Genomic DNA, 14,511 nt, shown 5'->3' with positions numbered 1-14,511 from the left:
GGAGATCCGCCCATCAGCCAAAAGGACTAGATGACGATCAGTGGATACGTCGAATGAATGAGGTCATATCCGGACAAACAATGTCATTGAAGATTCATTTCTTTACCAAATGCTGGTGAAACTCAACCCTGTCCTTTACGTTCAGCGCATCATCAAAACGAGTCTGCGGGGCTCGGGAGCGGGGTTTCGATGGATCAGCAGGGGAACGTCAGGGACAGCGGCACGCCGCTGGTGAGTCGGCGCACGGTCGCGCTCGGGGCAGCATGGTCGGTGCCGGTGATCGTCCTGGCGACAGCCGCGCCCGCTGCGGCTGCGTCGGGGGGCGCGCCCGTGGTGGCTGCCACGGTCCTGGCGGACAAGGTGGCGGCCCACAAGTTCGACACGAAGACGGTCAACTTCACGATGACGCTGACCAACACCGGAACGGCTGCCGGGTCCGTCGAGGTCCTCTCGGTGACGTCCGACGCCACGACCGGAACCACGGTGGGTGTGCCGACGACGACCATCGTGCCGGTCGGGAGCAGCGTGCCGGTGAGCTTCTCGTACACGTACGAGGGCAACGCGGGGACCGCCACCTACACGATCAGCTACCGGACTGGTGGCGGTTCGGTCCAGATCATCACAGTCACCGCCTGAGCTCAGTCGGTCGTCATGGTGCGGTCAGGCGGCACGCGCGACACCAGTCCTCGTGACTCCAGCTCGGCCAGGAACGCGACCACGTCTGGTTCGACTTCGGCAGCAGGGATGCCGAAGTCATCCGCGACGCGGGCGACGACCTGGGCGGTCGTCGGCTGGTCGTCCAGGGCCTGCCAGATGGCGTGTGCCGAACCCTCCATGACGAAGGGCCGGGCGGTCTGGGGAGTGGTCAGGTCGAGCACGACGACCCGGCCCGGTGACTGGACCACGGCAACGTCGGGTTGGCGGCGCCACACGGCGTCAGTCAAGTTCCACCAACCCCTTGGCGGCCAGTGTCCGCAGTGCCACCTCGGTGGACTCGACGGCATCGACACCCTCGGGCGCCGGGCCGAAGGTGGCCAGCAGCACGTCGACGAGGTCCGAGGCCGGGGTCCAGTCGGGGCACGAGTCGAGCAGCGTGGTGGCCAGGGCCGACAGGCGCACCACCTCCCGTCCGACCAGCACGACGGCCTCCCCGTCCCGTTCCACCCGGTCCGCCGCCGGCAGGTACCGCGCTCTCACGCCGTCCCACCCACTGGCCCGTCCACCCCTGGTTCGTCCGCAGGCAGCCCGTCCACCAGCAGCCCGTCCACCAGCAGCCCGTCCACCAGCGGCCCGTCCACCAGCGGCCCGTCCGCCAGCAGCCCGTCCACCACCCCGGCCAAGTCGGCCGACTCCCGATAGGTGATCCGATGCACACCACCGAGCGACTCACACAGCGCCGCCAGGCGCTGCAGTGGTCGTGCCATCTCGGGCAGGTGCGACGTCTGGGGCACCAGGGCGACCAGCGCGTCGAGGGTGGGCAGCGTCTCGACGATGGGCTCGCCCTCGTGGGAAGGGTCACGCTCGAGCAGGCAGAGCGCGGCAAGCCGCACGCGCCGGGCGGGTGCCACGAGGCCGACCTCACTGGGCGGGGTCTCGTTCTTGAAGAGGCTGTCCGGGGTGCGGCGGATCGACAGCGGTTTGGGATAGGGCACGACCGTCCGGTCGTCGAGCACCACGGTCGTCTCGTCGGTGACGTACCAGCGACCCGGACCCAGGATGCTGACCAGGGTCGTCTTGCCGGTGCCGCCCGCCGCCACGAAGGCTGCGGCAGCGCCCGTCAGCGGGTCGGCGATGCAGGCGGCGTGCAGCATGAGGCACTCACCGGCGCGGGCGTCGATGGCAGACAGGGTGATCCGCTGGGTGAGCGCCTGCAACAGGTCATCGAGCTCGCGGCGGGAGACCGCGCCTCCGGCATCCGCAGCGGCCCAGGCGTCCGGGTCGCTGTCGAAGACGACGTCTGCGGTGACCTCGCCGGTCGCGCCGGGCGGAGCGGCACAGAACTCCCAGAGCCGGGGCAGCCGGTCCACGACCTCAGCGGCCCGGTCGCCGCGCACCCGCACCTCGACGTGGACACCGAAGGCGTCCACGACATGGCGGCTGGAGGTCTCCAGTTCGACTGCGGTCACAGGCCGCACAGTAGAGCAGTCCGCACCACTGCACGGGGCAACCGCACCCCTGCAGCCACGCGCGTCGACAACGCACGTCAGGAGCAGCAGTGGAACTGACCGACTACCTCAGGGTGCTCCGGGCGTACTGGCGCGGCGTTGCCGCCTTCGTGCTGCTCGGTGTCGCGGTCGCGGCCGGGGTCAGCCTGGTCCAGCCCAAGGTCTACCAGGCCGACGCGAGCGGCTTCGTCAGCGCCGGCACCACCAACTCCGCCGGTGAGGCGTCCGTCGGGGACAGCCTGGCCAAGTCGCGAGCAGCGTCCTACGTCGACCTGGCGAGGTCCCGGGCCACCGCACAGACGGTGATCAGCGACCTCGGCCTCGACGCCGCCCCCGCCAGCCTCATCGGCGCCGTGTCGGTGTCACAGCCCCTCGACACGGTGCTCATCAAGATCAGCGCCCGCGCCTCGACCCCTCGCTCGGCGCAGCAGCTGGCGGACGCGTGGGTCCAAGCGCTCAAGCAGCAGGTGGACCAGGTCGAGAACCCCTCCGGCTCCTCGACCCAGGCCCTGCGCATCGTCCCGATCGAGTCGGCTGCCCTGCCCTCCTCGCCCGTGTCGCCGAACACGACCCGCAACGTGGGCCTCGGTTTCGTCGGTGGTCTCCTCCTCGGCTTCGGGTATGCCGTGGCCCGCAGCCAGCTCGACCGCAAGCTCCGCCGGGCCGAGGACATCGAGCGCGAGTTCGGCGTCACCGTGGCGGCCGCGATCCCGGCGAGCCCCGCCATGGTCCGCAAGCGCGGCGCGCTCATCCCGCTGGTGGTCGGTCGCCCGAAGCTGAAGGACCCGGTGCACACCGCGGAGGCGTTCCTCAAGCTGCGTACGAACCTGCAGTTCATGGACATCGACAACCCGCCCCGCGTCATCGTCGTCACCAGCCCGCTGCCCGGGGACGGCAAGTCGACGATCGCGGCCAACCTCGCTGCCGCGCTGTCGATGTCGGACCGGCGGGTCGTGCTCATCGACGGTGACCTGCGCCGCCCGGTCGTCGCCGAGTCCTTCGGCCTCGTCGAGGGTGCCGGGCTCACCGACGTCCTCATCGGTCGGGTCGACTTCGCGGACGTGGCTCAGCGCGTGGCGGCCCTGCCCAACCTGACCGTCCTCGCAGCCGGCGGGATCCCGCCGAACCCGAGCGAGCTGCTCGGCTCCAAGGCGATGCGCCGGCTGCTGGACTGGCTGGCCGACAGCGGACACATGGTCATCATCGACGCACCACCGCTCCTGCCCGTCACCGACGGCGCCGTGCTCACGGCGGCGGCGGACGGTGCCCTCGTCGTCGTGACTGCCGGGAAGACCCTCGACACGCAGCTGGGGGCGGCGCTCGCCAGCCTGCACGCCGTGCAGGGCCACACCTTGGGTGTGGTGCTCAACCGGATCGAGCCCAAGGCTGCGGGCAGCGGCTACTACGGCGGCTACTACGGGACCGAGAAGTCCCACAAGGGCCTGCGCAAGGCCTCGCCGGACCGCAGGGAGGAGCTCCAACACGCACGCCAGCCCGAGGGCCGGCCCGTGCGGCTGGTCGAGGCGCTCGACCCGGTGGAGCGCGTCCAGGGAGTGCAGACCGTCCACGCGCTCGAGACCCCCCACGCGGCCGCGCCAGATCCGGCGGTCGAGGCGGCGCGGGCAGCGGCCGAGGCGGTCAAGGCAGCCCAGGCGGCGCGACCCAGCAAGCCCCCACGTGGCACGCCGCACGGCAAGCCGAGCGAGGCGGCCCCGCAGCAGCGCGCCCGGACCGCCGCAGGGGCAGGCCGCTGACGGCCGTGACCCCGGACGGACGTGGCGCCCGACGGACGGGCTGCTGATGGTCTGGCTGTGGACCGGTTGCTCAGCCGACGTCTGTCCCGCTGGACCGGACCACGAACGCGGCGAGGTCCCGGGACTGCTGGAGCCGGCTGGGTTCGTGGACGTACATCATGTGGCCGGCCTCGTAGTGACAGTGCTCGATGTTGCCGCGCAGTGACTCCGGGATCTCCAGGTGCGCCACGACGTCCTGTGCGCCGTAGTAGGGCGTGGCGCCGTCGTGGTAGCCGTAGGCGATGTGCACCTTGAGGTGGGGGTTGCCCCGCATGGCCCTCGCGAGCTGCGAGCTGACGTCGATCGGCTTGCCCTCGAACTCCTTGAACGACCACTCCGTCGACGCGAGCTCCGAGATCTGCGCGTAGGGCAAGTCGTTCTCGTAGCCGAGCTCGTCACGCACGTAGTGGTTCCACGCGGCGGCATAGGGACCGCTGATCGCGTCGTGGGACGGGTCGGCGTCCCACTTCTCGGCGTTGCCGTGCACGAGCTGCCCCGTGAACCGCGAGTCCAGCCGGCCCACCGCCAGCCCCTGGTCGCGCAGCAGCTCGGTGAAGAACCGGACGTGCTCGACCCTCAGGTTGGCGCGGTCGACGTACTCCTCGGACAGGCCGATCAACGCGGCGAGGCGACTCACGTGCTCGGCGCGCTCGGCTGCGGTGAGGCGTGACCCCCGCGACAACGCCCACGGGTAGTCGCGCGCGGCATACTCCTCCGCCTCGGCGAGGACGGTCTTGAGGGACTTCCGCCCGTGCTTGCCGTGGTGGTGGGCGGTGGCGGCGTAGGTCGGGAGGTAGTCGACGTGGGCACGGTCGTTGCGGAACTCGAAGTCGACCGTCGCGAGGTCGAGGACCGAGCTGATCAGCATGATGCCGTTGACGTAGAGGCCGTGGCGGGTCTGCAGGTGCTCGGCGAGGGCAGCGGCCCGGATGGTGCCGTAGGACTCGCCCGCGATGAACTTCGGTGACAGCCAGCGGTTGTGGCGGGTCGTCCACAGCCGGATCAGCTCGCCGACGCTCTCGATGTCGGCCTTGAAGCCGTGGTAGTCCTTGGGCTTGCCACCCTCGACGGCCCGCGAGTACCCGGTCGACACGGGGTCGATGAAGACGAGGTCCGACACCGCGAGCAGCGTCTCGGTGTTGTCCAGCAGGCCGTACGGCGGCGGCGTCGGGTTGCCCACGTCGCCGGAGTCGACCCGGCGCGGGCCGAGCAGGCCGAGGTGCAGCCACACCGAGCTGGAGCCCGGTCCGCCGTTGAACGCGAAGGTGACGGGGCGCTTGGTGCCCCGCGGCGCGTCGAGGACGTAGGAGGTGACGCTCAGCTCGGCCTTGGCCTTGTGCCCCTTGAAGACTCCGTCCTCGAAGACCTCCTCGCGCAGCACGATGCGCCCGGCTGTCGCCGTGTAGCGCAGCGTCCTGCGCCCGATCTTGAGGGTATGCCGCGTCGTCACGAGGTCGTCCGTCGGCGGCACCGGCGGTGCCTCGGCGTTGGGCTTGTCGGTCGGTGACTCGCCCCGGGCCAGGGGGGAGGACTCCGCGGATGTCGTGGGCGCGGGTGAGGTCTGGGTGGACTCGTCGGGCATGCGTCGCACCCTAGTGCGGGCCGCTGGCAGAGGTGAGGGAGAGGCTGGGTCAGCGGTCGCGGCGGGCTGCCTCGGAAGCCATCACCGTGAAGCAGTCAGGGGCGCGGAAACCCTTGGCAGCGAAGGCGTCCTCCACGGCGGACTGAACGGCGGCGGCGCGGTCGGCGGACACCAGCGTGATGGCTGAACCCCCGAACCCGCCGCCGGTCATCCGGGCGCCGAGGGCACCGGCGCCGACGGCCGACTCCACTGCCGTGTCGAGCTCCGCCACCGAGATCTCGAAGTCGTCGCGCATCGAGGCGTGCGAGGCCAGGAAGAGCTTGCCCACCGCTCGGAAGTCGTTGCTCCGCAAGGCAGCCGCGGCCTCCTCGACGCGCGCGATCTCGGTGACGACGTGACGTGCGCGTCGGCGCAGCAGGTCGGAGGACAGGGCGGACAGGCGGTCCTCGAGGTCCTCGGCCGACACCTCGCGCAGGCTTGCGACGCCGAGCTCGTGGGCGGCCGCCTCGCAGGAGGTGCGCCGCTCGGCGTACTGGCCGTCGACCAGGGCGTGCTCCGCACGGGTGTCGACCACGAGCAGGGCGAGTCCGTGGGCAGACAGGTCGAACGGCACCTGCTCCGTGTGCCCGTCCCTGCAGTCGAGCAACAGGGCGTGACCGGCCCGGGCGAGCAGCGCGGCGGACTGGTCCATGCCGCCGGTCGGTGCCAGTGCGATGGTGTTCTCGGCCTCGACGCAGGCCGCTGCCAGCGCAGTCCGGCCGCCGTCCCCGGAGAGCAGACCCAGCTCGAACAGGTCGGAGGCCGCAGCCCCCACCGCGCACTCCAGGGCCGCCGAGCTGGACAGCCCCGCCCCCAACGGCACGCGGCCGTCCACGGCCACGTCGAGGCCGGACACGGCATACCCCGCCTTGCGCAGGGCCCACGGCACCCCGGCGACGTATGCCGCCCACCCGCCCGGCACGCCGGGTGCCACGTCGGCCAGGGTCACCTCCACCAGGTCGTCGGCCTGCGCCGACACGATGCGCACCAGGTCGTCGTCGCGTCGGCGGACAGCCGCGAACGTGCGGTGCGGCAGTGCGATCGGCAGGCAGAGCCCGCCGTTGTAGTCGGTGTGCTCGCCGATCAGGTTGACCCGGCCGGGGGCGGACCACACGCCCGACGGGGGGGAGCCGAAGGTGGAGCGGAACAGCTCTGCTGCGGTATCGGCCCTCACAGGCCGACCTCGCGTGGCGCCACGTCGCGGAGCCGCGCCGCGATCTGCTCGGGAGGCACGTCGTTCACCCAGCCGCCGACGCCTGACTCCGAGCCGGCGAGGTACTTGAGCTTCTTGGGGGAGCGAAGCACCGACATCACCTGGAGGTGAAGGCGGGAGACGTCGCGCCCCTTACGGGTGGGGGCCTGGTGCCAACCAGCGATGTAGGGCAACCGGATCGGGCTGCCGTCCTTGGCGACGTAGTAGCGGTCCAGGCGCTGCAGGAGGTCGAGGTAGACCTGGGCGAGGTCGTCGCGTTCGACATCGGTGAGGGAGGGCAGGTCGGGCACGTCCCGGCGGGGGGCGAGGTGCACCTCCACCGGCCACCGCGCGGCGAAGGGCACGTAGGCCGTCCAGTGCTCGGTGTCGATCACCACTCGCTCCTTGGCGTCCAGCTCGGCCGCCAGGATGTCGGCTCCGAGGAGGCGGCCAGTGCGTGCGTGGTGCGCGGTCGCCTGTGTCAGGATGGCGGCCGATCTTTGTGGCACATAGGGATACGCGTAGATCTGGCCGTGGGGGTGGTTCAGCGTGACGCCGATCTGCTGGCCGCGGTTCTCGAAGCAGAAGACCTGCTCGATCTCGGCGACCGCACCCAGCTCCGCCGTGCGGTCCGCCCACGCGTCGATGACCGTGCGGGCGCGCTCAGGGGTGAGGTCGGCGAACGTCGACTCGTGGTCGCTGGTGAAGCAGACCACCTCGCAGCGGCCGAGCGCGGGCCGGCTCCGGAGGAGCTCGCCATCGCCATCGCCATCGCCGTGGCCAGCTGGCCCCCGCCCGTCACCGGACAGCACCGAGATGGGTGAGTACGAGGGAAACCGGTTCTCGAAGACCACCACGTCGTAGGCCGACTCGGGCACCTCGGAGGGGACGCTGCCCGCCCCGCTGGGGCACAGGGGGCACTCGTCCTTGGGCGGCAGGAAGGTGCGGTTGCTGCGGTGCCCGGCCACGGCGACCCAGTCGCCGACGAGGGCGTCGTGACGGATCTCGCCCGACGCGGCCCGCTCCCCGAGCGGCCGGCTGTCCTCGGCGGTGCGCTCGGGAGCCTCGGGGGAGTCGTCGAAGTAGATGATCTCGCGTCCGTCGGCGAGCTGACGGCTGGTGCGCCGCGCTCTCATGCGTGCCTCCTCTGCGAACGCGGCGTCCTCGTCGTGGCAGGGGTGGCCAGGACCATCTCCACCCCGGCGTCGCCGACGGCCTTGCGGGCCCGCGGGGTGAGTCCCGGGTCGGTGACCAACAGGTCCACCGCGGAGAGCGGGATGATGGTGCTGAGACCGACGGTGCCCCACTTCGTGTGGTCGGCGAGGACGCAGATCCGGCGAGCCGCGTCGACGAGAGCCTGGTTGGTCTCGGCCTCTACGAGGTTGGGGGTGGTGAGGCCCGCAGAGGCGTCCATGCCGTGCACGCCGAGGAACAGCCGGTCGACGTGCAGCATGCGCAGCGCGGCGACCGCGACGGGGCCGACGAGCGCGTCCGACGGCGTGCGCACCCCGCCGGTGAGCACCACCGTCTGGCCGGGCGCGCCCGACTCGTGCAGGAGCTGCGCCACGGGGATGGAGTTCGTCACGACCGTGAGGTCGGGGATGTTGCGGACGGCGCGCGCGAATTCATAGGTCGTCGTCCCGGCGGAGATGCCGATCGCGGCGCCGGGTTCGACGAGCTGGGCCGCGGTCTGGGCGATGGCGTGCTTCTGCGCCTGCATGAGCGCGGACTTCGCGGTGAACCCGGGCTCCTCGCTGCTGCGCCGGCCCATGGCCAGGGCCCCACCGTGGACACGTTCGACCAGGCCTTCGGCCGCCAGCTGCTCGATGTCGCGGCGCACGGTCATGTCCGAGACGCCGAGCTGGTCGACGAGCTCGGACACCCGCACGGCGCCGCTGTCCTCGACGAGGCCCAGGATCGTGGCGCGGCGCTGGCTGGCGAGCACTAGTCCTCCCTGATGACGGCGACCGCACCAGCGGCCAGAGCGGTGTCCGGTCCGAACGGACGGTCGGCGACCAGGTCGTGACCGGTCACGGCGACGCGCTGTGCCCTGTCGGTGTCGTTGACGAGGAACAGCCACGAGCCATCATCGCTGGTGCGTCGGACCGCCTCGACACCGACCGGCACGTCAGCAGCAGGGACTACGCCGGCCGCGCCGACCACCGAGTCCAGCAGTGACCCGAGCCCGGAGTCGTCGAGCAGGGTGCTGAGGTACCACGCCGCTCCCGACCCGACGGCTCGGCGCGTGACCGCGGGACGACCCTCGAGCGGTCCGTCCGTGTATCTGTCGAGCACCTCGGCGTCGACGGCAGCCACGTCCTCGCTCCACCGGCGGCCGGTGCCCCCGCCGACGGACACCTCGTCGCCGTCCATGAGGGGGAAGAACTCCTCGACACGCACCCCGAGCAGGTCGCGGAACGCACCGGGGTAGCCACCGAGCCGCACGTGGTCGTTGTCGTCGCTGATGCCGGAGAAGAAGGTCACCAGCACCTGGGCGCCCGCAGCCGCCGCGGCCGCGACGGCGGCCGCGTGCTCGTCACTGACGAGGTAGAGCGTGGGGACGACGACGACCTGGTAGGCCGTGAGGTCGGCGCTGGGGTGCACGACGTCGGTGGTGACGCCGCGCTCCCGCAGCAGCCGGTGGATCGCGTGCGCGGTCGTCCCGTAGCCGAGCTCGCTCGACGGCATCGCTGGACCCGAGGCGGCCCACTGGGCCTGGTAGTCCCAGAGGATGGCGACGTCGGACTCGACCCGGGACCCGAGCACCTCGCCGAGCCGCTGGGCGACCTGGCCGAGCTCGACGACCTCGCGGAACCGGGCGCTGTCACGACCTGCGTGCGGCACGAGTGCCGAGTGGAACTTCTCGGAACCCGAGCGCGACTGACGCCACTGGAAGAAGCCGAGGGTGTCGGCACCACGGGCCACGTGGGCCAGGCTGTCGCGCAGGGTCTGCCCGGGCGCCTTCGCGGGGTTGACCGGCTGCCAGTTGACCGCGCTGGTCGAGTGCTCCATGAGCATCCACGGCGCTCCGCCTGCGAGGCCGCGGGTGAGGTCGCCGCTGAAGGCCAGCTCCGCGCGGGGGTGCTCCAGCGTGTTCACGATGTAGTGGTCCGTGCTGACGACGTCCTGCTCAGCTGCCCACTGGTGGTAGTCGAGGTGGTCGAAGTGGGCGAGCGTCATGAAGTTGGTCGTGACGGGGACGCCCGGGGACAGGTCCGCGAGGATCGCCTTCTCACTGCGGTGGAAGTCGAGCAGGGTGTCGGACTGGAACCGCTTGTAGTCCAGCACGTGCGTGGGGTTGCCGAACGTCGTGGTCAGACGAGGCGGCAGGACCTGCTGCCAGTCCGTGTAGCGCTGGCTCCAGAACGCCGTTCCCCAGGCGTCGTTCAGCTTCTCGAGGGTCTCGTGGCGGCGCTGCAGCCACAGCCGGAAGCCGGCCGCGCAGGTGTCGCAGTAGCAGGGGATGTTGTGGCAGGCGTACTCGTTCGAGACGTGCCACATCGCCAGGGCTGGGTGGTCGTGGTAGCGCTGAGCCAGCTGCGTGGTCAGGGCCAGGGCGTACTCGCGGTACACGCGCGAGCTCGGGCACCACGCCTGGCGGCTGCCCGGCCACAGCGTGTGGCCCTCGTGGTCGACGGGGAGGATCTCCGGGTGCGCGGCCGACAGCCACGGCGGAGGGGTGGCCGTCGCGGTGGCCAGGTCGACGGCGATGTCGTTGGAGTGGAGCAGGCCCATGATGTCGTCGAGCCAGGCGAAGTCGTACTCGCCCTTGGCAGGCTCGAGCCACGACCAGGAGAAGACTCCAAGGGTGACGAAGGAGACCCCCGACTCGCGCATGAGCTCCATGTCCTCGGACCAGACCTCACGCGGCCACTGCTCGGGGTTGTAGTCGCCACCCAGGGCGATCCGACGGCTCGGCCATGAACGCATGGGCGCCAGTCTGGCGCTGCGCACGAAGCCATGTCAACAAAAATCAACATGTTGGTCCCATGGGTGTCGTGGCTTCCAGTTTCCCGCTCCAAGGGAGCGTATGCCGCGTGGTTGAGCCGATCTCGCGCCGTGTCCGTCAGATGAACCGAGTGGGCCGAAAGTCTTGACACGGGTGGACGTGGCCACCATCCTCGGGTGTTGTTGGTGGTTTTTGATCGAAACTGTGAGTTGACCGATTCGGTCACCCGCCGATGCAACCCGTGTCAAGCCCGTGTCAAAGGAGACCCGAAATGACCCGCCCGACATCAGAGGCCGAGTACCTCGCCAGCCTCGTTCCCGCCTCTGTCCGCGGCGTCAGCCGTCGGACTCTCCTGCGCGGCGCGCTCGGCGCCGGCACCCTCCTGGCGGCACCGTCGCTGCTCGCGGCCTGCGGTGGCGACGGAGGCGCCAAGAGTGGCGGCGCCGCGACCGGCACCGTGACCGTGGGCTCCAACCAGTCCGACGCCGTGCCGAAGGCAGCGATCCAGGCCGTGATGGACGCCTTCCAGAAGGCGAACGCAGGCCTGACCGCCAAGGTCAACACGATCGACCACAACTCCTTCCAGGAGAACATCAACAACTACCTCCAGGGCTCGCCCGACGACGTCTGGATGTGGTTCGCGGGCTACCGCATGCGGTTCTTCGCCTCGAAGGGGCTGGCCGGTGACGTCACCGACGTCTGGAAGGACCTGTCCGGGGCCGGGATGTCCGACGCGCTCAAGAAGTCCTCGACGGGTGACGACGGCAAGCAGTACTTCGTCCCCTCGACGTACTACCCGTGGGCGATGTTCTACCGCAAGAGCGTGTTCCAGCAGCACGGCTACCAGGAGCCCAAGACGCTCGACGAGTTCAAGGCCCTCGGTGCACAGATGAAGAAGGACGGCCTCGTCCCGATCGCCTTCGGCGACAAGGACGGCTGGCCGGCCATGGGCACCTTCGACCAGCTGAACCTGCGGGTAAACGGCTACCAGTTCCACGTCGACCTGATGGCCGGCAAGGAGGCCTGGAACAGCCCCAAGGTCAAGGCCGTCTTCGACACCTGGGCAGGCCTGCTCGACCTGCACCAGCCCGACTCGCTCGGCCGCACCTGGCAGGAGGCCGCCCAGGCCCTCCAGCAGAAGAAGGCCGGCACCTACCTGCTCGGCTCCTTCGTCGCGCAACAGTTCGGCAAGGGGGCGGAGCAGGAGGACCTCACCTTCTTCAACTTCCCCGAGATCGACTCCACCATCGGCGCGGACGCCATCGAGGCGCCCATCGACGGCTACATGATGGCCAAGCGTCCGAAGAACGAGGCCGGCGCCAAGAAGCTCCTCGGCTACGTGGGCTCCGCCGCGGCGCAGAACATCGTCGTCAAGGCCGACCCGAGCGTGATCGCGACGAACGACCAGGCGGACAAGACGGCATACACCTCGCTGCAGAAGAAGTCGGTCGAGTTCGTCTCGCAGGCCAAGTCGATCGCCCAGTTCATGGACCGCGACACCCGCCCCGACTTCGCCTCCACGGTGATGATCCCCGCCATCCAGTCCTTCCTCAAGAACCCCAAGGACATCGACGGCCTGGTCAACAACATCGAGAAGCAGAAGCAGAGCATCTTCGCGAGCTGACGCGAAGACGCCGACGCAACCGAGGAGCACCCGTGGCCAGACGTTCGAAATACAAGGGAATCGACCACCTCAGCCCGGTCGACCGGGTCGTCGTGTCCCTGATGATCGGGGTGCCGACGCTGTTGGTGCTCTGGCTCGTCGTGGTGCCGGCGATCGGGTCGGTCCTGCTCTCCTTCACCAACTGGGACGGGATCGGCCCGATCACCTCGGCCAAGTCCGTGGGGCTGAGGAACTACAAGGACGTGCTCACCATCTACCCGCCGTTCGTCCCGGCGTTGCAGCACAACCTGATCTGGCTCGCCGTGATGTTCCTCATCGCCACGCCCATCGGGATGTTCCTTGCGGTGCTGCTGGATCGTGAGGTGCGGGGGTCGCGGGTCTACCAGACCGCGATCTACCTGCCGGTGGTGCTGTCCCTCGCGCTGGTCGGCTTCATCTGGCAGCTGATCTACAGCCGGGACCAGGGCTTCATCAACCAGATCACCGGTGGCAGCATCGACTGGTACGGCGACCAGCGGTACAACCTCTGGGCGGCCCTGATCGCCTCCAGCTGGCGACATGTCGGCTACATCATGCTGCTCTACCTGGCGGGACTGAAGGGCGTCGACCCGACGCTGCGCGAGGCGGCCAAGGTGGACGGCGCGACCGAGCGCACCACGTTCTTCAAGGTGGTCTTCCCGGTGATGTTCCCGATCAACATCATCGTGCTCGTCGTCACCGTGATCGAGTCCCTGCGCGCGTTCGACCTCGTGTGGGTCATCAACAAGGGGCGCAACGGCCTCGAGCTGATCTCGACGCTCGTCACGTCCAACATCGTCGGTGAGGCCAGCCGCATCGGCTTCGGCTCGGCGCTGGCCACCTTCATGCTCATCATCTCCTCGATCTTCATCGTCCTGTACCTACGCATCGTCATGAGGGAGCAGCGATGAGCGACGTCGTCGATGTCACCGTGCCGAGAAGCGCCAACCCGCTCTCCAGCAAGCGTCCGCAGGGTGTCGGCACGAAGAAGGGCAACCGGGTCATCCAGGTGTTCCTGGCCGTCGTGGCGCTGGTCTGGATCTTCCCCGTCGGCTACGCGGTGCTGAACAGCTTCCGGGACTACGCCTACACCGCGAAGCACGGCTACCTGTCCTTCGGCGGATTCACGCTCGCCAACTACAAGAACGCCTGGGAGCAGGCGAACTTCTCCCACACGATGCTCAACTCCGCCTACATCACCGTGCCGGCCGTGCTGCTGACCTTGTTCCTCTCCTGCTGTGTGGCCTTCGTCGTCGCGAGGTTCTCGTTCAAGTTCAACCTCGCACTGCTCGGACTGTTCACGGCGGCGAACCTGCTGCCGCCGCAGGCCCTGCTCATCCCCGTCTACCGGATGTTCCGCGCCATCGAGGTGCCGTTCTGGTTCAGCGAGTCGGGCACCCTGCTCAACTCCTACTGGGGGCTGATCCTCGTCAACGTGGCCTTCCAGACCGGCTTCTGCACGTTCGTCCTGTCCAACTACATGAAGACCCTTCCCCGCGAGCTCTACGAGTCCGCGGTGGTCGACGGTGCCGGCGTGCTGCGCCAGTTCTTCCAGCTCACGCTGCCGCTGTGCCGGCCCCCTCTCGCCGCCCTCGCGACCCTCGAGGTCACCTGGATCTACAACGAGTTCTTCTGGGCGACCGTGCTCCTGCAGTCCGGTGACAAGTTCCCGGTGACGAGCTCGATCAACAACCTCCGCGGTCAGTTCTTCACCGACAACAACCTCGTCGCCGCCGGCTCGGTCGTCATAGCCTTGCCGACCCTGATCATCTTCTTCCTGCTCCAGAAGCAGTTCGTCGCAGGCCTGACGCTCGGAGCCACCAAGGGATGACCTCGCAGACCGCAGTCCTCCGGTCCGCCGGCACGTGCCTGGTCTACGAGATCCCCGACGAGGGTCTGCCCAGCGTGATCCACTGGGGCGCCGACCTGCCCGACGGTGTCGCCGCCGAGCTCGCCGGGATCGTGCGCGGGCCCGTGCCACACAACGCCCTCGACGAGCCGTGGCCACTGACCGTCCTACCCACCTCGGGCGACGGCTGGCTCGGCACCCCCGGGTATGCCGCGCACCGCGCCGGCGGGGCTGCCGCCCCCCGCTGGGCGGTGACCACGGAGCAGGACGACGACCGTTCCCTCGCCATGACGGCTCGCG

The 14,511-nt window shown here is 69.5% G+C and carries 13 protein-coding genes; 5 read left to right on the top strand and 8 right to left on the bottom strand.

Annotation, left to right across the window (positions count from 1 at the left end; all coding sequences use genetic code 11):
* The first annotated feature begins 189 nt into the window (after positions 1 to 189).
* Complete coding sequence (locus AC1DS4_RS06275; protein WP_477633616.1) at positions 190 to 636, top strand: hypothetical protein; 447 nt, start codon at positions 190 to 192, stop codon at positions 634 to 636.
* A 2-nt stretch (positions 637 to 638) separates the two neighbouring features.
* Here the strand turns inward: AC1DS4_RS06275 and AC1DS4_RS06270 are convergent, their stop codons facing one another.
* The 3 genes from AC1DS4_RS06270 to AC1DS4_RS06260 are packed head-to-tail and all read right to left on the bottom strand — an operon-like array spanning position 639 to position 2,126.
* Positions 639 to 944, bottom strand: coding sequence for a PqqD family protein (locus AC1DS4_RS06270; protein WP_477614860.1), 306 nt, complete (start codon positions 942 to 944; stop codon positions 639 to 641).
* The gene (locus tag AC1DS4_RS06265) at positions 937 to 1,197 is read right to left on the bottom strand and encodes a hypothetical protein (protein WP_477614861.1); all 261 of its coding nucleotides are present in this window, start codon (positions 1,195 to 1,197) and stop codon (positions 937 to 939) included. Before AC1DS4_RS06265 ends, AC1DS4_RS06270 begins: the two co-directional genes overlap by 8 nt.
* A complete protein-coding gene (locus AC1DS4_RS06260) occupies positions 1,194 to 2,126 on the bottom strand; it encodes a hypothetical protein (RefSeq protein ID WP_477614862.1) in 933 nt (310 codons plus the stop codon). The genes AC1DS4_RS06265 and AC1DS4_RS06260 overlap by 4 nt, the downstream gene beginning before the upstream one ends.
* A gap of 89 nt (positions 2,127 to 2,215) precedes the next feature.
* Here AC1DS4_RS06260 and AC1DS4_RS06255 point away from each other — a divergent pair, with 89 nt between their 5' ends.
* Positions 2,216 to 3,919, top strand: coding sequence for a tyrosine-protein kinase domain-containing protein (locus AC1DS4_RS06255; protein ID WP_477614863.1), 1,704 nt, complete (start codon positions 2,216 to 2,218; stop codon positions 3,917 to 3,919).
* Positions 3,920 to 3,989: 70 nt separating this feature from the next.
* Here AC1DS4_RS06255 and AC1DS4_RS06250 read toward each other — a convergent pair whose 3' ends face one another.
* The 5 genes from AC1DS4_RS06250 to AC1DS4_RS06230 are packed head-to-tail and all read right to left on the bottom strand — an operon-like array spanning position 3,990 to position 10,701.
* The gene (locus AC1DS4_RS06250) at positions 3,990 to 5,540 is read right to left on the bottom strand and encodes a S10 family peptidase (protein ID WP_477633615.1); all 1,551 of its coding nucleotides are present in this window, start codon (positions 5,538 to 5,540) and stop codon (positions 3,990 to 3,992) included.
* Between the two features lie 49 nt (positions 5,541 to 5,589).
* On the bottom strand, positions 5,590 to 6,753 hold the full coding sequence (gene galK, locus AC1DS4_RS06245; RefSeq protein WP_477614865.1) for a galactokinase: 1,164 nt from the start codon (positions 6,751 to 6,753) through the stop codon (positions 5,590 to 5,592).
* Positions 6,750 to 7,907, bottom strand: a complete 1,158-nt coding sequence (gene galT, locus AC1DS4_RS06240; RefSeq protein ID WP_477614866.1) for a galactose-1-phosphate uridylyltransferase — start codon at positions 7,905 to 7,907, stop codon at positions 6,750 to 6,752. The genes galK and galT overlap by 4 nt, the downstream gene beginning before the upstream one ends.
* Positions 7,904 to 8,716, bottom strand: a complete 813-nt coding sequence (locus AC1DS4_RS06235; RefSeq protein ID WP_477614867.1) for a DeoR/GlpR family DNA-binding transcription regulator — start codon at positions 8,714 to 8,716, stop codon at positions 7,904 to 7,906. Before AC1DS4_RS06235 ends, galT begins: the two co-directional genes overlap by 4 nt.
* Complete coding sequence (locus AC1DS4_RS06230) at positions 8,716 to 10,701, bottom strand: beta-galactosidase (protein WP_477614868.1); 1,986 nt, start codon at positions 10,699 to 10,701, stop codon at positions 8,716 to 8,718. The genes AC1DS4_RS06235 and AC1DS4_RS06230 overlap by 1 nt, the downstream gene beginning before the upstream one ends.
* 290 nt (positions 10,702 to 10,991) lie before the next feature.
* Here AC1DS4_RS06230 and AC1DS4_RS06225 point away from each other — a divergent pair, with 290 nt between their 5' ends.
* Genes AC1DS4_RS06225 through AC1DS4_RS06215 form a run of 3 tightly spaced genes read left to right on the top strand, consistent with a single transcriptional unit; the run spans position 10,992 to position 14,193 of the window.
* Complete coding sequence (locus AC1DS4_RS06225; RefSeq protein WP_477614869.1) at positions 10,992 to 12,344, top strand: ABC transporter substrate-binding protein; 1,353 nt, start codon at positions 10,992 to 10,994, stop codon at positions 12,342 to 12,344.
* Positions 12,345 to 12,376: 32 nt separating this feature from the next.
* Positions 12,377 to 13,273 carry a carbohydrate ABC transporter permease gene (locus tag AC1DS4_RS06220; RefSeq protein WP_477614870.1) on the top strand — a complete coding sequence of 299 codons (897 nt, stop codon included), beginning with the start codon at positions 12,377 to 12,379 and terminating at the stop codon, positions 13,271 to 13,273.
* Positions 13,270 to 14,193, top strand: coding sequence for a carbohydrate ABC transporter permease (locus tag AC1DS4_RS06215; RefSeq protein WP_477614871.1), 924 nt, complete (start codon positions 13,270 to 13,272; stop codon positions 14,191 to 14,193). The genes AC1DS4_RS06220 and AC1DS4_RS06215 overlap by 4 nt, the downstream gene beginning before the upstream one ends.
* The last annotated feature ends 318 nt before the right edge of the window (positions 14,194 to 14,511 follow it).

The organism is Pedococcus sp. P3_C7, assembly GCF_056402615.1.
Note: the sequence above shows the minus strand (reverse complement) of the source record. Positions and strands in the feature narration are given on the sequence as shown.